Origin of the sequence: Xanthocytophaga agilis (assembly GCF_030068605.1) — a bacterium.
In the GTDB taxonomy this organism is placed as follows: domain Bacteria; phylum Bacteroidota; class Bacteroidia; order Cytophagales; family 172606-1; genus Xanthocytophaga; species Xanthocytophaga agilis.
Genome location: NZ_JASJOU010000029.1, coordinates 1 through 24,507, shown reverse-complemented (window position 1 = coordinate 24,507; position 24,507 = coordinate 1). Strand labels below are relative to the sequence as shown.

Annotated in this window: 22 protein-coding genes; 10 read left to right on the top strand and 12 right to left on the bottom strand. The window is 40.3% G+C overall.

What is annotated here, in order from left to right; all coding sequences use genetic code 11:
* Positions 1–33: 33 nt before the first annotated feature.
* Together QNI22_RS39405 and QNI22_RS39400 are read right to left on the bottom strand one after the other, a co-directional pair.
* Positions 34–270, bottom strand: coding sequence for a hypothetical protein (locus tag QNI22_RS39405; protein WP_314520057.1), 237 nt, complete (start codon positions 268–270; stop codon positions 34–36).
* Between the two features lie 86 nt (positions 271–356).
* On the bottom strand, positions 357–539 hold the full coding sequence (locus tag QNI22_RS39400; RefSeq protein ID WP_314520055.1) for a hypothetical protein: 183 nt from the start codon (positions 537–539) through the stop codon (positions 357–359).
* A 418-nt stretch (positions 540–957) separates the two neighbouring features.
* Between QNI22_RS39400 and QNI22_RS39395 the strand changes: the two genes are divergently transcribed.
* Positions 958–2,838: a M1 family metallopeptidase gene (locus QNI22_RS39395; protein WP_314520052.1), complete on the top strand. Its 1,881-nt coding sequence runs from the start codon at positions 958–960 to the stop codon at positions 2,836–2,838.
* Between the two features lie 95 nt (positions 2,839–2,933).
* A complete protein-coding gene (locus QNI22_RS39390) occupies positions 2,934–4,304 on the top strand; it encodes a leucine-rich repeat domain-containing protein (RefSeq protein ID WP_314520050.1) in 1,371 nt (456 codons plus the stop codon).
* Positions 4,305–5,088: 784 nt separating this feature from the next.
* Here the strand turns inward: QNI22_RS39390 and QNI22_RS39385 are convergent.
* Together QNI22_RS39385 and QNI22_RS39380 are read right to left on the bottom strand one after the other, a co-directional pair.
* Positions 5,089–5,412: a nuclear transport factor 2 family protein gene (locus QNI22_RS39385; protein ID WP_313981682.1), complete on the bottom strand. Its 324-nt coding sequence runs from the start codon at positions 5,410–5,412 to the stop codon at positions 5,089–5,091.
* Between the two features lie 23 nt (positions 5,413–5,435).
* Positions 5,436–6,227 carry an SDR family oxidoreductase gene (locus QNI22_RS39380; RefSeq protein WP_314520048.1) on the bottom strand — a complete coding sequence of 264 codons (792 nt, stop codon included), beginning with the start codon at positions 6,225–6,227 and terminating at the stop codon, positions 5,436–5,438.
* Positions 6,228–6,355: 128 nt separating this feature from the next.
* Here QNI22_RS39380 and QNI22_RS39375 point away from each other — a divergent pair, with 128 nt between their 5' ends.
* Positions 6,356–6,763 (top strand): winged helix-turn-helix transcriptional regulator, encoded by a 408-nt coding sequence (locus QNI22_RS39375; RefSeq protein ID WP_314520045.1) that lies wholly within the window; start codon positions 6,356–6,358, stop codon positions 6,761–6,763.
* Positions 6,764–6,885: 122 nt separating this feature from the next.
* On the opposite strand, the gene QNI22_RS39370 is transcribed toward QNI22_RS39375, so the two are convergent.
* Both QNI22_RS39370 and QNI22_RS39365 read right to left on the bottom strand, forming a co-directional pair.
* Entirely contained in the window at positions 6,886–7,386 is a 501-nt protein-coding gene (locus tag QNI22_RS39370; RefSeq protein WP_314520043.1) for a hypothetical protein, read from the bottom strand.
* A gap of 132 nt (positions 7,387–7,518) precedes the next feature.
* Entirely contained in the window at positions 7,519–7,713 is a 195-nt protein-coding gene (locus tag QNI22_RS39365) for a hypothetical protein (protein WP_314520041.1), read from the bottom strand.
* Positions 7,714–7,926: 213 nt separating this feature from the next.
* Between QNI22_RS39365 and QNI22_RS39360 the strand changes: the two genes are divergently transcribed.
* Positions 7,927–8,850, top strand: a complete 924-nt coding sequence (locus tag QNI22_RS39360) for a helix-turn-helix domain-containing protein (RefSeq protein ID WP_314520038.1) — start codon at positions 7,927–7,929, stop codon at positions 8,848–8,850.
* A 106-nt stretch (positions 8,851–8,956) separates the two neighbouring features.
* A complete protein-coding gene (locus QNI22_RS39355) occupies positions 8,957–9,490 on the top strand; it encodes a VOC family protein (protein WP_314520037.1) in 534 nt (177 codons plus the stop codon).
* Positions 9,491–9,795: 305 nt separating this feature from the next.
* Here the strand turns inward: QNI22_RS39355 and QNI22_RS39350 are convergent, their stop codons facing one another.
* Positions 9,796–10,158, bottom strand: a complete 363-nt coding sequence (locus tag QNI22_RS39350) for a winged helix-turn-helix transcriptional regulator (RefSeq protein WP_314520036.1) — start codon at positions 10,156–10,158, stop codon at positions 9,796–9,798.
* Between the two features lie 111 nt (positions 10,159–10,269).
* Between QNI22_RS39350 and QNI22_RS39345 the strand changes: the two genes are divergently transcribed.
* The gene (locus QNI22_RS39345; protein ID WP_314520034.1) at positions 10,270–11,133 is read left to right on the top strand and encodes an SDR family oxidoreductase; all 864 of its coding nucleotides are present in this window, start codon (positions 10,270–10,272) and stop codon (positions 11,131–11,133) included.
* A gap of 593 nt (positions 11,134–11,726) precedes the next feature.
* On the opposite strand, the gene QNI22_RS39340 is transcribed toward QNI22_RS39345, so the two are convergent.
* From QNI22_RS39340 to QNI22_RS39320, 5 genes are all read right to left on the bottom strand, one after another.
* On the bottom strand, positions 11,727–12,602 hold the full coding sequence (locus QNI22_RS39340) for a hypothetical protein (RefSeq protein WP_314520031.1): 876 nt from the start codon (positions 12,600–12,602) through the stop codon (positions 11,727–11,729).
* A gap of 351 nt (positions 12,603–12,953) precedes the next feature.
* On the bottom strand, positions 12,954–13,340 hold the full coding sequence (locus QNI22_RS39335) for a hypothetical protein (RefSeq protein ID WP_314520028.1): 387 nt from the start codon (positions 13,338–13,340) through the stop codon (positions 12,954–12,956).
* Between the two features lie 431 nt (positions 13,341–13,771).
* Positions 13,772–16,318 (bottom strand): TonB-dependent receptor, encoded by a 2,547-nt coding sequence (locus QNI22_RS39330; RefSeq protein WP_314520025.1) that lies wholly within the window; start codon positions 16,316–16,318, stop codon positions 13,772–13,774.
* Between the two features lie 558 nt (positions 16,319–16,876).
* Positions 16,877–18,055, bottom strand: coding sequence for a T9SS type B sorting domain-containing protein (locus QNI22_RS39325; RefSeq protein WP_314520022.1), 1,179 nt, complete (start codon positions 18,053–18,055; stop codon positions 16,877–16,879).
* Positions 18,052–18,624, bottom strand: coding sequence for an RNA polymerase sigma factor (locus tag QNI22_RS39320; RefSeq protein ID WP_314520020.1), 573 nt, complete (start codon positions 18,622–18,624; stop codon positions 18,052–18,054). The genes QNI22_RS39325 and QNI22_RS39320 overlap by 4 nt, the downstream gene beginning before the upstream one ends.
* Positions 18,625–18,840: 216 nt before the next feature.
* Here QNI22_RS39320 and QNI22_RS39315 point away from each other — a divergent pair, with 216 nt between their 5' ends.
* The 4 genes from QNI22_RS39315 to QNI22_RS39300 form a co-directional block, all read left to right on the top strand.
* Positions 18,841–19,773, top strand: coding sequence for a PorP/SprF family type IX secretion system membrane protein (locus tag QNI22_RS39315; RefSeq protein WP_314520018.1), 933 nt, complete (start codon positions 18,841–18,843; stop codon positions 19,771–19,773).
* Positions 19,774–19,869: 96 nt separating this feature from the next.
* A complete protein-coding gene (locus QNI22_RS39310; protein ID WP_314520017.1) occupies positions 19,870–22,755 on the top strand; it encodes a leucine-rich repeat domain-containing protein in 2,886 nt (961 codons plus the stop codon).
* Between the two features lie 67 nt (positions 22,756–22,822).
* On the top strand, positions 22,823–23,989 hold the full coding sequence (locus QNI22_RS39305) for a T9SS type B sorting domain-containing protein (RefSeq protein ID WP_314520016.1): 1,167 nt from the start codon (positions 22,823–22,825) through the stop codon (positions 23,987–23,989).
* Between the two features lie 318 nt (positions 23,990–24,307).
* On the top strand, positions 24,308–24,507 hold a 200-nt coding region (locus tag QNI22_RS39300; RefSeq protein ID WP_314520014.1), incomplete at its 3' end, for a hypothetical protein.

Genomic DNA, 24,507 nt, shown 5'->3' with positions numbered 1-24,507 from the left:
TAGAACCAGGTAGGTATTTTATGTAAGTATATCTCAATAATCAATTAAAATTTCACCTGATGCATTTTTCTTTGCGATAAAAACAGCAGATTGTGGAGTAAATGCTTCTTTTCCATCATACCCAAAGTAACTTTTAAACGCCAGCCCCTTCTTCTCGCTATTTCTACCGTTAAAGTACACAAAAGCTACCACCTTCCTGCTTTTGAGGAAAACAAACATATGATCTCTTTCATCTACATCACAGGCCCCTTTCCATTCATGACCTGTCATTTTCTGTATATCATAGGCTGAACTAGGCCATTTAAAGATTCTCAGTGAATCCCATTTAAAAGTGGTTAAGGTACCTACATGGATTATCAGACTATCTTTTCTGTCATCCCTTCTATCTTTCTGGCTTCTTGCGTAAATGCTTTTTCAAATTGCTCATCTTCTTTGGGTCTTGGCTTACGTTCTTCTTTGTAAAATACATACCCGAACACACTTAGCAAAAGGGTAATACATCCTAAATAAAAATACCTGTCAACTCTGTCGTTTTTCATTTGTTTTATTTATTGAAATGCTCGGGTCTCTGATGATATCATACCAGTTGATAGGGTCTCATAAAGAGTAATTGGAGTTTAGATAAACAAGTTTAGAATTCTTCACCTGTCCTTGGTTTTGCGTTTGGATACTTACATTACACTATTTTTTGGTAAGTTACTATATTTTCAGAAAGCCCTACACGATTGGGACTAGGTTTGTCAGGAGAAGGAAGTATGCTACACTCTAGCAGACCTCGTTGATTTAGAATAAGTACGGAATCATTATAAAACCATCTTCCGGATTATATTTGCTATTGGAAATTTGGCGAAAAGAAAATATCACTATAAACCTTTCGTTATAGCCACAAGTATTTTCGCTCTCTGAAGTGCGAAAGAATCCATTCAAACCCTACAGTACTTATATGTACAAAGCAGTATGTTTACAGATCAAAAGCGATTTCTACTTCTTTATTTTTTCTTTCTATCCAATCTGCTCTTTGCGCAACAGGTTTCGCTTCCAATAGCAACCAACTTAACCAAAGCATACACTACGCATACCCGAAGTTTAAATGGTTCGCCAAGCAAATCCTATTGGCAAAATAAAGTAGATTATACTATTCAGCTTACCTTTGATCCCCTTACAAGACAATTGGCAGGAGATATGACTATCTCTTATCAAAATAATAGTCCGGATACACTGACACAACTCGTTTTTAAGCTCTTCCCTAATCTATATAAAGCAGGGGCCATGCGAAGTACTTCACTTCAAGCTAACGATCTGACCGATGGTGTTGAGATAAAGTCCCTGCTACTGGAAGGACAATCTATCGCCTCCAAAAATCAGGTAATCCGAGGCACAAACATGTATATCAGAGGTACAGAGATACATCCGGGACAGCTAATACAGATTAAGGTATCTTTTGCGTATGTTGTAAACAAAACTTCATTTGTTCGAACTGGTCAGGTTGATTCAGGTGCATTTGTAATCGCCTATTTTTTTCCACGTATAGCTGTGTATGATGATCTGGACGGATGGGACCAATATCCCTATACCGGAAAAGAAGAGTTTTACAATGACTTCTGTAATTTTCAGGTCACTATTGCCCTGCCCGGAAACTACCAGTGCTGGGCAACAGGTACACTTCGTAATCCGCAGGAAGTCTATCAACCTATCATTCAGCAACGCATTGAGGCTGCTCTCCATGGTGATGGCATTACAGACATTATTACTACAGAGGATCTGACAAAAGAGGCTGTTACTCAAAAAAAATCGGTAAACACCTGGAGGTTTGAAGCCAAAGACGTATCCGATTTTGCCTTTACAGTGAGTAATCACTATATCTGGAAGGCTTCCGGTATAACAGTGGATACACTCACGCATAGGCGTACTCGTGTGGATGTGGTCTATAATCCCGAGCACAAAGCCTTTGAGCCTGTCATTGATTATGCCCGAAAGACAGTGGAACTCATCAGCTATTCGCTTCCAGGTATTCCATTCCCATACGCTACACAATGTATATTCGAAGGATTGGATGCTATGGAATACCCAATGATGGTCAACAACCTTCCTTTTGAAGCCGATGAGGCTATTTACTTTACCGTTCATGAAATATTTCATTCGCTATTTCCCTTTGTGGTAGGGAGTAACGAAACCAAGCATTCTTTCATGGATGAAGGCTGGGCAACCTGGTCAGAATTTACACTAGCACCTATGATAAAACCGTCACTGGCCGATATGTACGATATAAGTCCTTTCACCAGCAGTGCGGGTTCGGATCAGGATGTGCCTATTATGACGCTTACCCCGCAGTTATATGGAAAAGCCAGATATTCCGATAAAGATCTAAAACCTGCTTTAGGCTTGCATTACGTTCGGGAAATGTTGGGGGATAGCCTTTTTTTAAAGGCTCTTCGCTATTATATCCAGCAGTGGCAGGGAAAACATCCGACTCCGTATGATTTTTTCTATTGCTTCAATGCGGGTTCTGGTAAAAACCTGAACTGGTTCTGGAAAAACTGGTTTTTCGAAAAGTTTACTCCCGATTTAGCTATTGAACAGGTAGTCAGGAAACGTAATCAGTATAAGGTAGTCATTCTGAACAAAGGCGGATGCATGCTACCCGTTCATCTCACGGTTCTATTTACAGATGGAACTAAGCAGGAGGTAAGTTCGAGTATAGCCAGTTGGTCTGACGGAAAAGACAGACAAACGCTTACGTTTAAATCTATCAAAGTGATACAGAAATTAGTACTTGGTAAGCCGTATGATGCAGATAGCAATTTGTCGGATAATATATGGGAACCCGCCAAGCATTGAAAGCCCTTTTTCCTATGTTTATCTGTAGAGTTTAAACCCATTTTTCTACCGAATAGCTCCCCATGTTATCAGAACACAGCGAAGAAGAAAACTTAATGAGACTATTATTTTCTGGTCAACTGGAAAGTATAGAGCTTGGATTGGTTATTGCGCAGTCGTTACAAATGAACTACGAAGAATTGACACGGGATATTGAGTTGGTATGTAGTTGGTTTCCAATAAAAACAGTATTGACTTTGGCGGAAAAATTCCAGTTTGTTTCTTCGCAAAAAATAGTGAGTTTGCCAGATTGTGACTGGAAGGTTATTCCTCCACAAATTAAATATCTGATAAATCTGCAGGAATTAAGCATTTGCCGTAGTCAGGCAACGGAAGTACCTGCAGAGATAGGAATGCTTAGGAATCTGATTCATCTGGACTTGTCCGATAACCAGATTACGCACTTGCCTGTTGAAATTGGAAAACTTACTTGTCTTTTAACCTTAAAACTAAGCTCTAATAAGTTACAGTCATTGCCAGCGGAGATTGGCAATCTTACTCAGCTGACATATTTAGGCTTAAGTGGGAATCAGTTCCGTTCACTATCACAGGAAATAGGTAATCTAAGTGAACTTGTAACGCTGTATGTAGGTTCGAATCAACTCATTTCACTACCTAAGGAAATAGGAAACCTGACTGAACTTGTGACTTTAGATATAAGCCATAATAAACTAACACTGCTTCCCACAGAAATAGGAAATCTGACTAAGCTGAAAACATTATGGATCAGTTACAATAAACTAACTGCTATTCCTTCTGAAATAGCTAATTTAACCGGACTTGAGTCTTTAAATTTAGACAGAAACAAGTTGGTTGTTTTTCCTTCTGCAATACCTGATTTAAAGAATCTAACAGAGTTGAATGTAAGTCGTGCACATCTGGCTGAATTACCCTCAACAATTGGCAAACTTACCAAACTTACAAAACTGTCCCTGGAAAGTAATAAATTGATTTCCTTACCTGCTGAGATAGGAATGCTGAGTCAACTTACCAGCCTAAGTATACCCGATAATCAGTTTAGTTCGCTTCCTAAGGAAATAGGAAAGCTACGTAAGCTAACCTGGTTGAATATAAGTACAAATCAACTGAGTGAACTTCCATCAGAAATAGGAAAGTTAACCAGACTTACAGGACTCCATTTGGATAAAAACTTGCTGAAAGAACTACCTTCAGCGATAAAAAAGCTGAAAAAGCTTACCCATCTGGAAGCCAGGAGGAATCAGTTAACCAGTGTTCCTGTTGAGATCAGTTGCCTGGTTAAACTGGAAAAGCTGTCATTACGAAACAATGAACTACTACATATTGGAGAAGAAATCGCGGCATTGACCCACTTACAGGAATTATCATTGGAAAATAATCCGCTTCCAGCAGAGGAAAAAGAGCAGATTAAATCCTGGTTGCCTACCTGTAAGGTCACATTTGACTAAATACAGCTTCTTATAAAGAAACAGACTAAAGTCCCTTTGTGTGAATGAACTCTTCAGCCCACTTTCCTTTATTGGAAACGTATCTGTTTCCGATATAAATGTTTTTCTTTCTGTAACGTTATTTTATTTTGATACCATATTACTGTTCAATCTGCTTACTATATAAGGCTGTCTCAATACCTGAAAATCTACATCTGGAAAAGAGGTCTATAAACAAAGAAAATCTTATTCCTGTCCTCCTGAAAGGACCTTCCCGCCCTTGTCGGGACAGGCGTGACAAGACCGGCGACTTTCCGACTGGAGATAATTTATATCTCAAAAAACAAGCATGTCTCTATTTGTCACGAGATTCTTTCAGGAGGATAGAGAGGGGAAGGTGGTTCTGAAGGGATGAAGAGAGTTTTTTAATCGGTACAAAGAAAAACATGATACCTTCAATCTCGGATGGAAGTGTAGGTGCGTAGGGAATCTTTTCTCCGCGAGGTTGGCCTTTGGCCTGTGGGGGGGAAGGATCGGAGAAAAGTGCCCTTTTTTGGTTACTTTTTTGGGCAAGCAAAAAAAGTAACAGGTGGTAGGAAGAGTGATGTAAGAGACTATAAACCAATTTGGGAAAAGGTAAGCAAAAAATGAAGAGGTTTGTGGAAGAATGATGAAAGGGGCAATAAACAAACTCAACTAAAAAGATTGCTTAAAAATAAACCAGCGTCTATTCTTTTCAAAAGAATAGACGCTGGTTTTGTAAAACAAACTCACATCCAAAATTCGGGATGATTCCTGTTCCTGCCTAAACTGTAGTTTTCAATGACTGTATCAATTCATCAGCTATTTCAAAATGAAACGTCATTAAAATTGGACTTCCGGGAAACGTTCCTGAGACTTCTGCTTTTAAAAGGCTTTCCGTTTCGTTTTTTTCAAAGCTGACGGGCTTCATGACAGCCTTGTATCGTTCGTTGGCATCTGCAATCCAATGTTCTATTTCTTTTCTTCCTTTGTGCGTTTTTCCCTCATCAGATACTACCGCTGTTTCGGAAAAACAATTGGCATAGGCAACACTATCAAAGGTGTTCTGTGCTGCGACTAAGTCGTCTACTACTTTAGGTAAGGTCATTTTTGTACGCTTTTAAATTAAGATTAGATTGTTGGTACTGTGCCACCGTCAATGACGAAATTTGTTCCCGTTAAGTAGTTGGCTCTGGGTGAAACCAAAAAGCCAACAAATTCGGCTACTTCTTCCGGTTCGGCGGGTCTGCCGTAAGGTATTCCACCCAATGCATCCATGACACTTTGCTGAGCTTCTTCTACAGTACTATTTGCATTTCTTGCAATCTCGCCCAACCAGGCTATCGATGCTGTGGTATTTATCCATCCTGGCGAAACAGTGAGCACGCGGACACCTTTCGGGGTAACTTCATTCGATAAACTTTTACTGTAATTGATCAACCCTGCTTTTGAAGCTGCGTACGGCAAGGTAGAATCGTGTAGCGGCAGCTTGCCTTGAATAGACGCAATGTGGATAATGACACCGTTTTTTCGTTCAATCATTTGCGGTAAAAATCCTCTGTCCAGCCGAACGGGGGCCAATAGGTTTGCTTGCAGGGTTGACTCCCAATCTTTATCCGTTAATGCGGCAAAACCACCAGCGGGTGTTTCGGAAGAACCAAGGTTGTTCACTAGAATATCCAGCCTTCCATAAGTCGATAGCACTTCGCTGACTACTTTTTGTGCTCCTTCTTCCTTACTTAAATCGGCGGCAATAAAATGCAGTTGGCTGTTTTCTTTTTCCGGTGCGTTTCTTGCGGTAATGATAACCGTTGCACCCGCTTGTAAAAGCCGTTCTGCAATGGCTCTTCCGGCGCCTTTTGTACCTCCTGTTACCAAGGCAATCTTGCCTGATAACTCATTGTTGAAATTAAATTGTTCCATTGTTAAGAATTGTTTATAAGGACAAAATTGGCGTGTAAAAACAGTTTGCACAAGTACGGAATTACGATTCACATAGGGATAAATTAGTCCCCTATTGCACTAATGGAGACATACGTTTAACTTGCAACATGTATGAAAGGAAAACACTACCGAATCTGAATTGTGGACTTGATCTGATAGGTGAAGTCCTTTACGGCAAATGGAAGATACGTTTGCTTTGGTTTATCCATCAGGGTCATAAACGCCCAAGCCAATTGCAACGCCGAATCCCTGATGCGGCAAGGCGTGTGTTGAATATTCAGCTGAAAGAGTTGGAAGACCACGAATTGATCACACGAAAAATTTATCCTGTCGTGCCACCAAAAGTAGAGTATGATTTAACGGAATTAGGTAAAACCTTAATTCCCGTAATTTCTGCATTGGGAAATTGGGGTGATACAAATGAGGAGCACTTAAGGTCAGTTATTTTAAAACGGCTGAATTCAGAAAGCAATAGTTTGATTTCGGAACATGAGGTCGAAAGTGATAGCCACTAACGTAACTGCTACCAATCTATCCATACTACAGTATATACTTTTTAGTTCATCCGTTCTTATTCATGATTAGCACTACATACACATCTAAAATGAGGAGCTTTGTAAACTATCCTAGAACAAAATCACTCTTTTAAAGAGTGTTTCTTTAGTTCTCTTACTACATTTCTACGATTCTTATGGATATATCTAAAAAGGCCATCTGCGTGTGATCCACAATCACTACTTATTGCATCAATTTGGTAGTGAAATATCATAAAGAATGGAATACCATCTATTCGATCAAGGGTAATATAAGCAATATCTCCTTTAGTAAGGATTACTTCATTTGCACAATCCCTAAAATTAAGAGATGTTGTATCTGCAATTGCCTCACACAGTTGTTTTTTATACATGGGTTGTTTCTTAATATGCTCATACAAAGAATCTTCCACTGGAAAGGAAGTAGCTATGTCCCAGTTAACGGCTAGTGCATTGGTTAATTGAATACGTACAATTCCTGGCAATGCAATAGAATCTTTTACTATGGGTTGCTGTTCTTTTCTCTGAGTATTTGAATTGCATCCCCAAAAAAGAGTTACTACCAAACTCATCATTCCTGAAATGGTAAAATATACGTTTCTCATTGTAAGTGGATTGGCACTAATTTATGAGTTAAATTACTACTATCAGAATTACTACTAATCAAGTAACATTGATTCATTTAAATTTGGAAAATGTCAATATTTAAGGCTTTGTATTGTTGCGATAAATGAAGGTTACAACCGTCGATAAGGTACTTTCGCTTTGTCTGTTAAATCCGCTTTCCAGAAATTGAGTACTTCTTCTGGTACTTTATCTGCGGCTTCTATCAAAAGTGTTAATACACCAGAGCTAAATCTAAACCAACTTGTTTTCCATACCTCTGGGATAGATGGTATGGCACCATTCTCTAACGAATGCTCTTGCCGCATCCCAATCTGCGAGTTGCTTTAAACAAGTTCAAAGAGAATAACAAAAAATCAGTTTGAGCAAGGGAAGAGAGCATGATTGTCGTTAAATACCTTACAAAATAGTGTATCTTGAATTTGGAATGAATCCTGACTGACAAGGTTTCCTTGTAATCTCTAAATCCTATTTAGCTGAATTATCAATTAAAAATTTTGTTTAAAGAAAGTAACCACAGAATGACAGGAATACCTCTCCTTAAGGAAATAAACGAGGCATATGAAAGCACTGGTCTTTCACTTCGTACAACTAATCCCTCTTTTCACATATTTGACATGCGTGATGCAAACCAGTTGACAGTCAATCATTACCCTCCACATAGAGCAGATTTTTTTATACTTATCATTAGCTTTGGTACAAAGAGATTAAACTTTACACTCAACACAACCACATTCGAAAATGTGGATCATTTTATTGTGTGTGCTGCTCCGGGCCAGATAATGAAGTGGGAAAAAAACGACGACTGGTTTGGCTTTTGCATCTGTTTTAAATCTGATTTTACTAGGTATGAATCAGAAGTAAACTTTTTAGAAGACTTCCCGTTTTTCAACATCAAACAACCCAATCTGTTTTCTATAACTGAAAGTGAGTTCAAAGATCTGGCCCCAAACTGTCAGCAGATTGTAAGTGAACAGCGAAACTATTACAACTACAATTTTCAGATAATGAGGGCTCTATTTCAGGCTGTTCTCTGGAAGGTTCGAAGAATTTACGAGGAATTTAAACCCAAAACCCTTGAAAAGAAAAATTTGGTCCTTGCCTCTCAATTTCAATATCTGGTGAACAGGCATTTTATAGATAAGACGTTGGTGGCAGACTATGCGGACATGCTCAACATTACAGCGAACCATTTAAGCCAGATAATAAAAGAAGCAACAGGTAAAACAGCAAAGAGTATTGTAACCGAAAGAAGGCTCGAGGAGGCTAAATACCTGCTTCGGTTTACCAATAACGATATTTCGGAAATCTCTTTTCATTTAAACTTTTCAGAGCCAACTCATTTTACAAAACTTTTTAAAAAGGAACTTCTTCTGACTCCACTTCAGTATCGGCAAATGGATAAATTGACTAACCCTATTGGTCTATTTACAAAAAAACACTGACGAGAAACCAAGATTTTTGCCATTCAATCCAACTTTCTTATCATAACCATCTGGAAAGAGGCAACTAGTTTTGCTGTATGAAAATGATGTATTAAAACACACAATCATGTCAGGCAACAAAACACAAACAATTAAAACAGTGCCGGATGGTTATACGGCTGTAACACCCTGGATCATTTCCTCTTCTACTGAAAAGATGATCCATTTTTTAACAACTGTCTTTGATGCACAAGAAGTGCCCAACAGTAGAATTAAAAATGAAGATGGTGTAATCATTCATGCTGTTGTAAAAATTGACAACGCAGTGATGATGCTTTTTGACTCAAGAGATGGATGGGGACCCACACCAACTTTTCTGAATCTATATGTGAAGGATATCGATAGTGCTTACCAGAAAGCCCTGGAACTTGGAGCTACATCTGTGACAGAGATAACCACACTCTGGTTTGGTGAGAAGGTATGCCGGATAATAGATCCAATGGGTAATCTTCTATGGATCAATCAGCGTGTGGAAGAGGTGGATTTTACCAACCCTGAAGAAGTTAGAAAAAGAGCCTCTTCACCAGAAGCGATTAGTGGAATCGCATACATACAGAAATCCCTTGATGAGGCTATACGAAAGCAAAAAAGCTTGTTGTAACTGTCATATTGAAGCCTCCTTTCCTGCTCTACCTGGCGTTGGTGTTATTCAATATGGCTGTTGTGCCAAGAAATAAATATCGGATCGTTAATTTATTACTTAAATGAATTAATGGGTTCTTCTTTACGTCGTATTCGTTCTTCGTGGTATTCTACCTTGAAGTTTGTTTGAGGGAGTGTTCCTCTTCCCAGGATAGAAGAGAAAAGCCCATTTCTAGGCCAGCAGTTACCTTCTAATCGGGAATGAAACACTCCCTTAAAGCTGCTTCGGAGTAGAATACTCCAAAGAACAACGGAAATAGAGGGTTACTTATAGCTTTTGTCATCTTTTTCACGGGTATTTAAAAGATTCTCATTTCCCCATTGAGCAATTTCTTTAAATACAGCAACAAGACTTTTGCTTTTATCAGTTAAAGAATACTCAACGCGTGGGGGAATTTCTTTGTACTGTTGGCGTTCCACCAATCCATCTTTCTCCAGCTCTTTCAATTGTTCAGTTAAAATCTTTCTTGATATTTTCGGAATACGTGCAGCAATTTCACCGAACCGCCTGGTACCAAAAGTCAGATTATACAAGATTATCGGCTTCCATTTTCCACCGATTACCTCCATTGTTGCCGTTATTGGGCAATCTTCAAAGTCATTACAGTGCTCTTGCTTAGTTACCATATCGTTACCACTATTTTTGCCAGTTACCAAAAGGTAACAAGTTACTTTTAGAAACTGTTTTAGTTTCTTTGTGTAACAAATATAAAATGTAAACTTTAAAATGACAAAAAGATGATCTTAGTTACAGGAGCAACCGGACATTTTGGAAGACTAACCATTGATTTTTTGCTTCAAAAAGGAGTTGAAGCAAATCAAATTGCTGCCTTGGTGCGAAGTCCTGAAAAAGCAACAGATTTGCAAGCAAAAGGCATACATATCATCATGGGCAATTATGATGAGTATGATTCATTGGTAAGAGCATGCCGTGGGGTAGATAAGCTTTTGCTTGTATCAGGAAATGATTTATCCAATCGCTTTTCCCACCATGAGAATATGATAAAGGCTACAATGGAAGCCAACGTGAAACATGTGATTTACACAAGTGGTGCCCATAAAGCAGAAAATTCAACTTCTCTGTTATGGTTGTTTGTGGAAGCACATATCAAAACGGAGAGGTTGCTGGAAACAAGCGGATTATCATACACCATTTTACGAAATGGATTGTATATGGACCTTGTTCCTGCTTTTATAGGCAATGCGTTAGAAACAGGCATGATTTATTTGCCTACTGGCGAAGGTAAAATAGGGATGGCTTTACGGTCGGAAATGGCTGAGGCCGCGGCTACAGTACTCGCTTCAGATGGACATGAAAATAAAATCTATACCTTTGTCAATACCGAAACATTCGGCTATCAGAATGTTGCAACGTACCTTTCGGAAATCACAGGTAAACCCATTCAGTATATTTCCCCTACCAAAGAAAAGTTTATGGCTACCTTGTCAACGGCTGGTATACATATGCCGCAAGAATATGTCAATATATTATTGGCTCAGGCACAAGGAGAAGGTGATTTAGCAAGTGAAGATCTGGTAAAACTTCTGGGAAGGAAACCCATGTCATTAAAACCGTTCTTGGAGCAGCTATACCAATCCTAATCACAACATGAGTAATCCCTAATTTTGGATATGAGTTTGTTTTACAAAATCAGCACTTATACTATTGAAAAGAGTATAGGTGCTGATTAATTTTTAGAAATTTCTCTTCCTATATTTGTTTATTGTCACCTACCTTCCTCTTCCACAAGCCTCTTCATTTTTTGTTTTATTCTTCCCAAGTTAGTTTAAAGTCCAGAACATCACTTTTTTTATCGCCTTGTCACTTTTTTGTCACCCCACGGCGTGATAACCAAAAAAGGCAAAAAATTCCAAAGCTTCGCCCCACAGGGCTAACGCTAGGCCCGCGGAATTTTTATCCCTACGCACCTACCTAACCACACACGATTGAAGTTATCTTTACTCTCTTTGTAACTCATTTGTTTCTCTTCTTCTAAAGGATGTGATATCCTTTTACTCAAAATTCGGAATTACTTATGTTGTCCTTCATTAACTGAAATTTGAACTATGTCTCTTTTATTCGCCATTGGTGTGAGATCCTTCCTGGAAGGGTTGGCAGTTACAGGCTATACCCCTCGTTTACACCGATATGTCGTTGATTGCTTTCTCCTTTTGAAGAGTTAATATCAATAAAGTTAAAGAGTCCATTGAACATTTACATTCTGACCATTGAGTGTTGCAGGCTTAATCTGTCCAAACTGTATTAAAGATCTGATTAAATCTGTCATAAGGGAGGGACAATAATCTAATTCACTTTCAGCGTACGAGTTTTCAATATTTACGATCCTACCTTCTTTGGTAACCACAAATGTTACCTTATCTGTCGGCGGAGGGGGAGGGGGTGGAAGAGATGGACAGACACTTTTGGGGATTCCATTGGTGCTTCCATAAATGATTTTAAGGGTGTCTCCATTCAACAGAGTGGGAGGGCTGTCAACTTTGTCTTTAGTGTATATAGTGCCCTTAACTTTTGTTTTATGCAATGTTAAGGGAGAATAGTCTACTGAATGATCTATTATCCATAAGGTATCTATTTTGTCCACTGTTGTTGTTATGGATAGTCCAACAAATTCAAGTGGAATCAGTGATTTTGTAAAGCCACATATATACGTATTATCGTAATACTGCTCAATAAAATACGTGTTACCTTGCTTTTTGTAATGCCATACTTCCCAGTCATCATCCCAAACGTCTAAGGTACTGTCGCTTGTTATCTGATAGGTAGTTCCATAACAATTTCTGTAGTTATCGTAATAGTAGCAGTATTCAATTCGTTTGTAAGTAGGAGAAAAAACGATATCCTCTCTTGCACGCGTTAAACTTGCTAACCTCGCAGCTTTTGCTTTTCCCCAGTGGGGGTCTTTGTCTCTGGGGTAATAAAAACTTGGTTCAACCTTGATGGTATCCGGAAAGTCTTTTCCATACGTTAACGCGTCCCTGTTGGTGTCCTGTTTGAAACAGGTTGTAACCCATAGAAGAAAAGTCGTTACAAATACTATAAACTTAGTCATTGTATTTTCTGTCAGTTGAGGTGTACTATCGCAAAATTAGCAACTAACTTGTAAATAAATGCATGCTTTGCTCCTTTTCCCATTCGCTTACAAGTCAGTGCATTTTTGTCAACATAATATTATTTTTTTATTACTAATCAATCTATTAATTGATAGTAACTAATATAGATTACCTTCTCGAGGAGCCTTTATCCTAACTCGATTGCGGCAATTGACGAACATAACGTTTATCCTGGTCTACGAGGTAGCATTTTCAGACTTAACCAATGAAATTTTACAAACCAAGAAATCGAGAGTACCTTACTTTTTTCCGACACATATACCTTCTAACACATATACCTTCTAAGGACATTAGTCCTGGCAAGGGGTTGTATCGGCATTGTTGGTAATTTCTATGGTTGTGCCCTTATGTGTCTTCCGGTAAGATTTACACAACTGAAACGGTGTGGAAATAATCAATGTGTCATGGGATGTCTGAAAATGAAAGGAGTTTTCCTTTGTGTACAATGCATCATTGATGAAAAAATCAAAGAGATTGGTCGTATCGGTACCGATGGAAACTTTGAATTCGATCCGGTAATTGTCAAGGCCAGTCTGAAAAGCCGAATACAGAAATGTTTCCTCTCCGATCTGTCCAACCTTCTGGGTTGAGATAAAGTCGTTTTGGTCAAACCTCGAACAGCTGGCGGGTAAAAGTCCGAGTGTGCACAGAAAGAGGATATTTTTTATAGTACGCATGTTTTTCGCGAATGTAATTTTGTGTACTTATTCACATTTCTTCTATTAATAATCTTTAAGAAAAGTAAACGTTATTAATTCATTTTGCTGCTAAGTATCTGGATAGGTTGGTAAGTAAACAGCTGCTGTCCAAGCATAAAATCGGAAAAGACAATTAGGATATAATACATCTTTGTATCAGTTGCTAAGCAATGTGCACCAGATTCAGGTCTGATAATTTAGTATTTTATGTACCCGGAATGGCACTTTTAAAGTGGCTGAACGAGCAGATTTTGTAGCCTTTACCAGCTAACCATCTTAAACAATTTCTATCAAACGAACCATTATAGTCTATTCTATGGCTTTAAATAAGCAAAACATGCCTCCTGCCAATTCCAAATAGGAAAGAGCAGAAGGCATGTTTAGGAAGGTCTTGATGATTGCGTTATCCCTTATAAAGAGTAACGTAACGTAATGCCATATGTAGCAGGATCACCCAGTACAGCTGCATAATGACCTGCGTTACCGGCAGCAGGAAGTAGTTGTTCGAAATAATTTTTGTTAAGTAAGTTGCGTGACCAGATAAAAACAGATAATCCATCTGTTGCCCGGAACCCTGCTCTGGCATTTAACAAGGAATATCCGTCAATGTTAAGATAACGGGAAGGTGAAGGGCTCGAAGAGAACGAAGAACGAAAATATCCATCTGCTGCGATAAAGAATTTACCTGCCTGGTTAAGGAGGCGTTTTGATCCTGTACTAAGTTCTCCACCTACAGATCCTGCCCACTTGGAAATACCAGGTAACTCTCCACCAGAAATATCTTTAAAGGAAGACGATGCACCTGTTTCTTCCAGAGGTACAGGAGCATTCGGGAAGGAAATGTATTTTCCTATGGTGTAGGCAGCTGCACCATACAGAGAGAAATAAGAACTTACCCGAATATTTCCATCCAGCTCAATACCATACACACGCACCTTATCTGCATTAGCCAGATAGCCCCGGTTTACACCCACTTCTGCTGTTTGTACCTGAGTCTGGTAATCACGGATATCCGTGTTATGGAATACCAGATTTAGTGATGATTTAGAGGTGGGAGCTGTCTTGATACCGATTTCTACGTGATTTACATATTCCGGTTTGATTCGTGCCAGATCAGTTAGTACTTCACCCTTGTCAGTAGGCAAGCCTCCCAGGTTAACCCCTACCGGTTTGTAGCTGGTTGAGTAAGTCACGAAAGCATTGATACCTTTATTAGGTCTGTAAGCTACTGTCAGTTGACCTGATAGGTTAGACTCATCCACATCTGCCTTAAATGCCTGATCTGTGTATACCAGTCTCTTTAAGGCTATCAGGTCTGGATCATCTGTCTGTAATCCTCCATAGGTCTGGCGGTTGAAGTCAACCTCTTTCTGATCATAATTATAACGCAAGCCAGGAAGCACATGGATGGTCGGAGTAATAGCCCAATCCAATTGTCCGAATACGGCAGCGCCAAAAGTTTTCAGTCGGGAATAGGTCTTTATACCATACCCATCAAAGAGGCCAGGGGTTTTCCATTTTTCACTGGTAGTACTCTGAGAGAAACGCCACTGTGCGGCACCAGATTCTTCAATGTGGTAAGGATCTGTTTTCAGGTCTTGTCCAATGACAAAGGCACCAATGACACCACTCAGATTAGACGTCACATTACCTGCATAACGTACCTCCTGTGTCCACTGCTGGTGTTTGGAAGTTGCCTGTGACAATGTCAATACAGGAAGCCCTGTAAAGTCACGGTCATTGGATGGGTCCCAGTTCCAGTATCTCCATGCTGTAGTGGAAGTCAGTGTACCTGATCCGATTGAAGCTTCCACATTCAATGCAACGCCCCCCAGATCATTGCCAGAACGCCAGGTTGTATTATGGTCTATCTTCCTGTCAAACGGATTGCGGCTTGGCAGCTGATAGTTCAGATCTGCAATAATCTGATCAAATTGACGATAAGCCGCACGCTGAGTTTGTACTACTCCTGCTACAACCTGTGCATAGCCTTCTGGTCGTTGCCGAGATGCGTCACCAGTCAGTGTAATCTGTACGGTAGAACTTGGGATATAAAGCAATTGTGCCCGGAAACCGAGGTTGTTCAGATCATTTATGTGTTTCTCAGAGACTACATTATAGATTGTACCATCCCGCTGTGTTCCTGAAAACGATAAACGACCAGCAAACTTTTTACCCAGAGGCCCTGTCACCGCACTTTTTGCCTGAATGTAGCCGTAATTTCCATAGCTGACCTCAAAGCTGGCGCCAGGTGTAAAGCTGGGTTTACGGGTGGTAATATTAAACGCACCGGCTGTTGTATTTTTTCCAAAGAGCGTTCCCTGTGGGCCACGTAATACTTCAATGCGTTCGATGTCAATAAAGTCCAGCGTAGTTGCTGCCGGACGAGCAAAGTAAACTCCATCTACATAAAAACCTACACCTGGGTCAATACCGTCATTGGTAAGTCCGAAGGTTGAACCCACTCCACGAATGTTAAGGGTCGTATTACGTGGATTGGAGGAATATAGCTGTACGGTAGGTACCAGTTCCTTTACACGGTTCACGTTAAATGCACCCGTTTCTTCCACTACTGCTCCACCAACTACAGAGATAGGAATAGGGACTTCCTGCGCTGTTTCGCTGCGTCTGCGGGCGGTCACGACTACTTCGTTTAGGATATTGTCATCCACAAGGGTTATTTCCAGTGGGGTTGCGGATACTTCAGCTACCTGAACCTCCAGGGAACGATAACCGACAGAACTGATACGAAGTGTAAAAGGAACTTTGCTGGCAGTTATTTTAAAGGCTCCCGTGCTATCAGCGGCTGCATGGGTGTTGGTTCCTTTGATTGTTACATTGGCGCCAACTACGCCTCCGCCTTTGCTGTTTTTAACAAATCCGGAAATGGTTTCCTGAGCAAATACATTGGCTATCCCTATGAAAATGAGGATAGTTACCAATAATGATTTTTTCATTGTATTTCTTTTTAGGGTTGAGATTTTGGCTAAGCATTTAAAAAATACACTAGCTGATTGTCTGTGCGGCAGCAAGTTAGTAGAAATATTTATAAAATCTATAGATTTAGTAGAGATAAGTTTTTTAGAGTAGTTTTTTTGTCTTTATTGCTTCCTATACTATTTCATATTTGTGATTACTGCCCTACTTGCGGCTTCTTCATTTTATGCATGTTTGTATCCATGTTGGTTTAAAGTCCAGGACCTATCTATTCTTATCACCCTGTCACTTTTTTGCTCACACACAAATCTGGCTCACCAAACTTTCGTTTGGTACCCTGTTTTTTGGGCAAGCAATAAATGAAGAAGTCAGTGGAAGAGTGAGGTACAGTACAATAAGTAAATGTAAGTGAAAGAGATATCTTCTGAACACTAGACACACATGAACCTAAACATACAAAGATCAATGGAAGAAGAATGATTAGGAATCTGAATAAACGAAGAACAGAGCCTATACAAAACAGCATAAGCTCTGTTTATATTTCTAATTCAGGCTGCTATATTCTAACCAAAAAGCTCTTATCTCAATACAGAAACACTTCCCTGTGTCTGCTTTCCTTTTCCTTCATCAAACAAGAACCGATAGTGTCCCATAGGTACAGGTATCCCCTGATTCCCTTGCCCGTTCCATTCGCCCGGAAATCCATTATGAATCTCTGTGCGATACACCAGTACTCCCTCTCTGTTAAAGATCTGTAGGGTACCCTTTGTATCATTCCCAAACGGAAAGGTCCATACCTGACCCAAGTCGGGGGAAAAAGCATATTCCTGGGGTGCAGTACAATCTTTGGCCTGGATTTCAATGCCTTCTGCCAATGTATACTGGCAGCCACTGGCATCTTTGATCGTCAGGTAATATATGCCGGGGGAGAGGTATTCAAACTGACGTGTTTTCCGAAAGGAAGCTCCTTTATTGATAGAAAGCTGATACGGAGGTGTGCCGCCTTTTATCGAGGCCAGGTCACAGATAATCTTTCCCGAAGACCCATCTGAGCAGCTTTTCTCTGTCTGAACAGCTATCGTAAATTGTATGCCTGCACAATTTACTTCTGGCTGTTTGAATGCTGGTGGTGTTATTTTGGAAGGAGTATACCTACTACCTTCTTTTGTAACAGGATGTTCAACTGGTTTTGCGGATTCCTTCTCAGGGATAGGGATAACTGATATCGGAATAGACACCAACGCTGAATCTTTTGCGTTTGTCGAATTATTTTTAACAATACTTACACTATGCTCAGGCACAGGTTTCTTTGGTGTGTTATCCGGAACTTCTTTTGGCTTTGATGTACTTAGTTCTGGTACACTCTCAGTTGGCAGTGAGGCAGGTTTTTCCGTTTGAGGAATAGGTTGTATACTTATCTCTTTTGAGCCAGAGGTGGATTTGTCTTTGAAATAAACTACACTCCCCACCAATGCCACAAGTACCACAATACCTGTAACCAGCCAGATACTACCTCGGTTTCCTCTCAGGTAGTTGGTTTGCTGATACTGGGGTCGGTATTGAGTGATCATCTTTGCCTTCAGATCAAGTAAGGCGTGATCTACAATAAGTTCATTTGCCATCCGGTGGAGTTCCACTTCTTCAGACAGCGTAGGGTCTGTCTGTAGTTGTCGAGTAAAAACAGCTTTCTGCTCAGGTGACAGGCTATCTGAAAGATAGGCTTCAATCCAGTCAATACGTTCGTTTTCTGTGTTCATCCTCTGAGTATTTCCTGTGTATACGGCGTGTTTTTTACCAATTGAATGAGGCGTTGCTTGCATTTGTAATGCTTTGTCTTGGCAACGTCTTCTGAACTAAACTCCATTTTCTGGCTGATCTCCTTCATCGATAACCGATGAAAGATAACATACGTCAGTAACCGATGGCAGGTCTCTCCCAGCGAAGAGAGCAGTTTGACCACCATATCCTCCCGTTCCTTTGTCATTAACTGAGTCAGCATGTTGTCATCCAGTTCCAGCGGAATTTCGGAATCTGTTATTTCTACGCTTCGTTTTTTGCGTTTTACCTGATTGATCCACAGGTTGCGACTTATAGTATAGACAAATCCGGCAATAGAGTAGGTTTCATTAAAGGAGTTCATCTTTACCTGTTTATAGAAGATCAGAATGGCATCCTGAAAAATATCCAGTGCATCATCCTGCCCACCTCCATTTTGTCGGATCAGGTTCTTTATTTTGGGCAGCAGATTCTTATACAAGGCTGATAATGCCTTGTCATCCTCTCCGGAACGAATAGCCTGAAGTATTTCTTTGTCTGAATAATTCACTAATTGGCGTAGTTGTATACAGGTACTACACATACAAAAAGTAAAAGTAACCCATGAATCTATTCTTTTTCAGGAAAATGATAGATTGTAGTGTAAATACTACATTTAGCTATTTTTTACTTTTTTTTCTTCAAAAGGGTTACTTTCTATTGTTTTATTTGTAATACCTTCACCCGAAATAGGGTTTAGTCAATTTGTGAACAAAAGATTTTTTTTATGAAGGCAATCTGGGCGTGTATTGTCCTGTTTCTGCTCTGTATACAAACTTATGCCCAGGAGGTAATTGGTGTGCCAGTTGCCTTTAATCAATTCAGTAACAATTACTTTCTAATCAATCCTGCCAGCATTTCTACACAATCGGATATGGCTGTTAATATCGGCAGACAATTCAATACCAATGCGTGGAGTGATATTTATACCCATTATGCCAATGCTACGCTGAAATTTACATCGTCAAAGAACCAGGAAGAGCAGTTCCCGCGCCATGTGGCAGGATTTAATTTTATAGGAGATAAAGAGGGACAGTATCTGAGTCGCAACCGGATGTATGCATTGTATAGCCTGCAGGTTCGCCTTTCCGAAAAAATATTTCTTGCCAGTGGCGCCTCTGTAGGCTTCGCCTTCTATACTGTATCTGGAACCAGTGTGAGTCCTTCCGGATCTGCTACTACACCGGATGCGGGACTGGGTTTGTGGCTATATGACAAACAAAACGGACATATAGGAGTATCTGTCAACCAACTGACTGAAGGAAAGCTCAGGCCCATTGAGGAAACTACCCGATTGAAACGATATTATACTCTAAGCCTTCGCAAACATATTCCTCTTAGTTCGCAGGTAAGCTTATATCCGGCTTTGCTGATGAGGCATGTGCCAGCTTATCAAACTTTGTGGGAGGGTACTATGGGACTGGTCCTAAATGAGTTGTTTATGGCAGGAGTATCGATGAAGTACCGTGAGAATTTTACTTTTCAGGCAGGACTGGAACAGTTGCCTGTGTTGGGTGGCTATGTGAAGGCAGGTTTTTCCTATACAGCACCTGTACCTAACAGACTGGTGGCCCGCTTTAATTCGTATGAGTTTACACTTAGTTTTTATATGGTGAGAAAGAGGAAGATAACAGAGAAAGGAGAAGAAGAAGAAAAATAAGTAAGATACAGGGGTTACTTTCAAAAGAGAAAGGATGTAGTACTAGCATACACTACTACTCAAACTTTTATCAGTCATTTAATGAAAACTAACTACATGAGAGATTTTTACTCTACCACGAGTGATACGATCCGGTTGCTAAACAGACAGATCTTTGCTGCTTTGTGTGTAATGATTCTGTTTTTGGCCAGTGCTCAAACGGTGTTTGCCCAAACCGTACCCATTCCGGATGCGAACTTCCGTCAATACCTGCATGACAAGTTTCCACACACTCTTACTTCCAGTGGTGAGTTGATTGTTGCGGAAGCCGCCGCTATCGATACAATTTTCTGTTACAATCGCCAGATTTCAAATCTGGCAGGCATTCAATACTTCACAGGACTGAATTTTCTGGGTTGTGGTGGCAATCAGCTTACTTCTTTACCGGATCTTTCTCCACTCACTAACTTAAAAAGCCTTGACTTTTCCCGGAATCAATTCACTGTATTTCCTACTCTTTCCCAGAATACAGCTTTGATCGAGGTGAATTGCTCTGCCAATCAGATCAGTTCATTGCCAGACTTATCGTCACTTCCCAAGTTGGTTTTTCTAAGGTTTGGAAAAAACAAGTTTACCTCTTTTCCTGCATTCTCGTTGCCTGTCAAATCACGTCTGGCATTGATTCAATGCGACAGTAATCAATTAACCGTTCTGCCTGATCTATCCGATTTTAAAAATCTGGTTACACTGGATGTATCCTACAATCAACTGACACAATTGCCTTCTCTTGCTGCTCTTACTCAGCTGGACGTGCTACAATGTCATGGCAATCAGCTAACTTCATTACCTGATTTATCGCACAATCTTGTGTTATGGGGAATTGACTTTTCACAAAATCAATTCACTGAGTTTCCGGATATTTCAGCCAATACCAAACTTGGCTTTATCTCCTGTGGAGGCAATCAACTGGATTCATTGCCAGATCTGACTAACTATCCCGACATGCAGTATCTGCGTTTGGCCCATAATAAATTTACCTCTCTGCCAGATATCTCTCATCTGAATATGGAACAACTTTTTGTCCAGGGCAACCAGCTAACCTTTGATGACTTACTGACACTGGTACCTACCCGTGAGAAACTGCTGAAAAAAGGAAACGGAACCAATCGGTTTTACAGCTATAACCAGGGCGAAATCGGTACCACAAAAACTGTCAAGTTGAAACAGGGAGATGCGTATACAATTGATCTGGATATAGATGATACCGTTACGACAAGTACCTATCACTGGTATAAAAATGCAGTACTGGTAGCAACTACACAAACCAACAAGCTGGTATTTTCGTCTCTGACACTGGGAAATGCGGGTGTATATACTGCTAAAGTAACCAACCCTGCTTATCCTAACGATACACTAACCAATAATCCTGTTACGATTGAGATTGAGTCAAACGGTCCCTGGACTCCTGTGATTGGAGGAGGTGAAAATCACCTGATTATCCTGCCTGCCACACTGACTTCTTCTATTGAAGGCAGTCCGCTGAGTGTTGGAGATTATATTGGTGTATTCTTCACTGACAATGCTGGGAACAAGGTCAATGGAGGAATGGTGAAATGGACAGGAGACAATCAGGTACTGAATGTCTGGGGTACAACTGCTACTCCTAAAAACGGGTTTACAACAGGTGAATCGTTTGTACTGAAAGTATGGCGTGCTTCAGACCAGAAAGAAATAGAGGTAGTGGCAACCTACACTACAACAAGTCCTTACACGCATGCAGGTAGCTATGCAGCCAATGGCCTTAGCAGTATTTCTGCCTTACACACAGTGGCACCATGTGTTCAACAAGTTATATCCTTACACAAGGGCTGGAACCTTATTTCACTAAATGTTCAGCCCGCAGATACAACTATGAAAACTATTTTCGGTTCTATTCAGAATATTCTGGTAAAAGATGCCGCAGGCAAGATATTGTATGCTCCACAGAACGGCATCAGTAATGGCAGCTGGAATATCCTGGAAGGGTATAAAGTATTGGTAACACAGGAAGAGGTACTGACGGTTTGTGGTAAAAAGATTGACCCGCAAACTCCTATAAGCATTCCCTATACTACCTATCCGTATTTTCTACCTTATTTCGGAAGTAATCCGGTTTCACTTACAGCTGCATTGGGTGCTATTGAGAACAGCTTTAACTTTGTGCAGAGCAACGAATATCCGGCAGGATCAGCGAATGTAGTCGCCTATAACTACCTGCCTTCTCATATTATAAATCCTCCTATTGATCAGATAGGTACACTGAAACCTGGTTTGGCTTATAAAGTTTCGATGAATAAGGCTATTCCTGACTTTCGCTATCCATCACTGGCAGGTATGAGAACAGGAGCAAGTGCAGCCAGAGAGAAAAGTACCAGTCACTACGATTTGCCTGTAACGACAACAGCTAACAATGCATTGCTTGTGTTGCCAAATGAAATTCTTGGTAAGGTACTGGTAGCAGGGGATGAGGTAGCTGTCTATACAACAGAAGGAACACTGGCAGGAGCCGGACAGTATACAGGCGAAAACCTGATTGTAACTATCTGGGAAAATGAAAAAATGCAGGCCAATACCCCATTTAATCTGAAAGTATGGAAACAGGATCGTCAGCAGGAAATAGAAGTGGCTACAACGTATAAAAAAGGCAATGGAGTATTTACCTCTAACTCGATACAGGTTACCAGTCAGGTTACATTGCTTACAGGCGACAAGGTAAATACACAGCTGCTTACGTTGTATCCAAATCCAACCAGAGAAAGCGTTCAGATACGGACATTGACTGAACAAACCGGTCCGGCTACCGTTCGTATCTATACACTGATGGGTACAAAAGTGCTGGAAGTACAGAAAAATTCACTGCAAGAGTCTACACTATCGGTAGGGCAACTAGCTCCGGGACAATATCTATGTGTGATTCAAACAGGTGATCAGCAGTTGAGAAGTAAATTGCTCATTGTAAAATAAGGAAATTGAAGAAACAGGCGCGGCCTGAGAGGCTGCGCCTACTTTCCAAAGTTATATGTGTAACAAGATGACAAACAGACATATCTGGGTACTTTTATTCTGGTGCTGGAGCTGTATGCTCACCGCACAGAGTATACCCTGGAAAGTACGTCCTACAGGTGTCAATCATACGATATTTATCAAAAACAGCATTTCGCTTACTGTTAACGGAGTAACACTGGAAGCAGGAGATGCCATTGGTGTGTTTTACGATTCTTTGGGTGTAAAAGTCTGTGGTGGCTATATCGAGTGGCAAAAACAATCGGCTGCACTCACAGCGTATGGTGATGATGGTACAAACAAAGGATTTAAGACAGGGGAGGTATTTACATTCAGAGTCTGGAAAAAAAGTACAAACTGTATTAGTGAAAATGTACAGGTGACCTATGCCAGTGGAGGAATCATTAGTCATACCAATCAGTTCGCACCAGATGGTATTAGTGAGTTAAGTACCTTACAGGGCACGGCCAGTACAATCCGCTATAACAGCAGTTCGTTTTGCCAGAATGCTGGTTTGCAGGCTCCTGTTTTTACAGGCTCAGTGAGTCAGATTACCTATACCTCATCAGAGGGACTGATCCTCAATGAATCTACAGGTACAATTGATGTGACTCGTAGTGAGCCGGGTAATTATATCGTTACGTTTTCGTCTCCGGTGTGTCTTACACAGCAGCAGATAAGTGTTTCTATTGCTCCTGGTATCAATCTGACACAATTGGTGACTACGTTTATAGATGCTACCTGTGAGAAACAAAAAGGCACTCTGGAAATTGACATATCCACTATTACAGGTGGAACTAAGCCCTATCGTTTGGCTTTACGGGAAACTAGTCGCAATGAGACAATTTCTGCTGTCGGGAATCGCTTTGACAATCTGATTCCCGGCAGTTATGAACTGATTATAACAGATGCACTCCAATGCCAGCAAATAGCCAGTACACCTATCAATGTAAGCACTCCAACAGATTGTGTTCCTGTCATTTCTCCCAATGGGGATGGAGTAGCTGATGCTTTTTACATTCCCTCTCAGGGGGTAGTAAAAATCTACAACCGCTACGGACAACTACTCAAAACCCTCTCTACACCTGCCGAATGGGATGCTACCGATGAGTCCGGCAACCTGGTTCCTATGGGCAATTACGTCATTGTCGGAAGCAATGCTGCTGATAAAAAAGTAATTACTGTGATTCGGTAATCTATCATTCCTGTGCATATTTCTACTATTTGACAATTGAAATAACGAACCTTGGATTTATCCGAGCCTTTCCCGTCAGCATATCTGCTCTATTCTTACTTGAGAAATAACCTTCTTGTGTACTTATATTACACAATTATAGCGTAAAGACTTTTGGTCTTTGCCTATCTCAACATCTTAAAATATAACATGTTCATTAAATGCTAAAATTGGTATGTTTATTGTGGTTCTCAGAGATCTAATCTGAACCCCAATTCAGGCTTGTTATAGTATATTGAATCAGTGTTTTGAGCTATAATCTTTGTTGCCAGAAATGTGATGAACCAATTACGAAACCTACAGACCTTTCGTATGGTCTGGCAGTATTACAAGACAATAACGTTTGTTAACCTTCCCTTCTCTGGATTAATAGGCATTCTGTTGAAAAGTATTCCTTTCTTTATGGTGTCATTCAGCATTTTTGGTTTTGTTCTGGCTATTCTCTTCTTCCATCTGCGGTATGCCAATCAATATTATTT

Excerpts from the sequence above, each read along its gene's own strand:
- QNI22_RS39405 (WP_314520057.1), bottom strand. The coding sequence starts at position 270 with ATGACAGGTCATGAATGGAAAGGGGCCTGTGATGTAGATGAAAGAGAT.
- QNI22_RS39400 (WP_314520055.1), bottom strand. The coding sequence starts at position 539 with ATGAAAAACGACAGAGTTGACAGGTATTTTTATTTAGGATGTATTACC.
- QNI22_RS39395 (WP_314520052.1), top strand. The coding sequence starts at position 958 with ATGTTTACAGATCAAAAGCGATTTCTACTTCTTTATTTTTTCTTTCTA.
- QNI22_RS39390 (WP_314520050.1), top strand. The coding sequence starts at position 2,934 with ATGAGACTATTATTTTCTGGTCAACTGGAAAGTATAGAGCTTGGATTG.
- QNI22_RS39385 (WP_313981682.1), bottom strand. The coding sequence starts at position 5,412 with ATGACCTTACCTAAAGTAGTAGACGACTTAGTCGCAGCACAGAACACC.
- QNI22_RS39380 (WP_314520048.1), bottom strand. The coding sequence starts at position 6,227 with ATGGAACAATTTAATTTCAACAATGAGTTATCAGGCAAGATTGCCTTG.
- QNI22_RS39375 (WP_314520045.1), top strand. The coding sequence starts at position 6,356 with ATGTATGAAAGGAAAACACTACCGAATCTGAATTGTGGACTTGATCTG.
- QNI22_RS39370 (WP_314520043.1), bottom strand. The coding sequence starts at position 7,386 with ATGAGAAACGTATATTTTACCATTTCAGGAATGATGAGTTTGGTAGTA.
- QNI22_RS39365 (WP_314520041.1), bottom strand. The coding sequence starts at position 7,713 with ATGCGGCAAGAGCATTCGTTAGAGAATGGTGCCATACCATCTATCCCA.
- QNI22_RS39360 (WP_314520038.1), top strand. The coding sequence starts at position 7,927 with ATGACAGGAATACCTCTCCTTAAGGAAATAAACGAGGCATATGAAAGC.
- QNI22_RS39355 (WP_314520037.1), top strand. The coding sequence starts at position 8,957 with ATGTCAGGCAACAAAACACAAACAATTAAAACAGTGCCGGATGGTTAT.
- QNI22_RS39350 (WP_314520036.1), bottom strand. The coding sequence starts at position 10,158 with ATGGTAACTAAGCAAGAGCACTGTAATGACTTTGAAGATTGCCCAATA.
- QNI22_RS39345 (WP_314520034.1), top strand. The coding sequence starts at position 10,270 with ATGATCTTAGTTACAGGAGCAACCGGACATTTTGGAAGACTAACCATT.
- QNI22_RS39340 (WP_314520031.1), bottom strand. The coding sequence starts at position 12,602 with ATGACTAAGTTTATAGTATTTGTAACGACTTTTCTTCTATGGGTTACA.
- QNI22_RS39335 (WP_314520028.1), bottom strand. The coding sequence starts at position 13,340 with ATGCGTACTATAAAAAATATCCTCTTTCTGTGCACACTCGGACTTTTA.
- QNI22_RS39330 (WP_314520025.1), bottom strand. The coding sequence starts at position 16,318 with ATGAAAAAATCATTATTGGTAACTATCCTCATTTTCATAGGGATAGCC.
- QNI22_RS39325 (WP_314520022.1), bottom strand. The coding sequence starts at position 18,055 with ATGAACACAGAAAACGAACGTATTGACTGGATTGAAGCCTATCTTTCA.
- QNI22_RS39315 (WP_314520018.1), top strand. The coding sequence starts at position 18,841 with ATGAAGGCAATCTGGGCGTGTATTGTCCTGTTTCTGCTCTGTATACAA.
- QNI22_RS39310 (WP_314520017.1), top strand. The coding sequence starts at position 19,870 with ATGAGAGATTTTTACTCTACCACGAGTGATACGATCCGGTTGCTAAAC.
- QNI22_RS39305 (WP_314520016.1), top strand. The coding sequence starts at position 22,823 with ATGACAAACAGACATATCTGGGTACTTTTATTCTGGTGCTGGAGCTGT.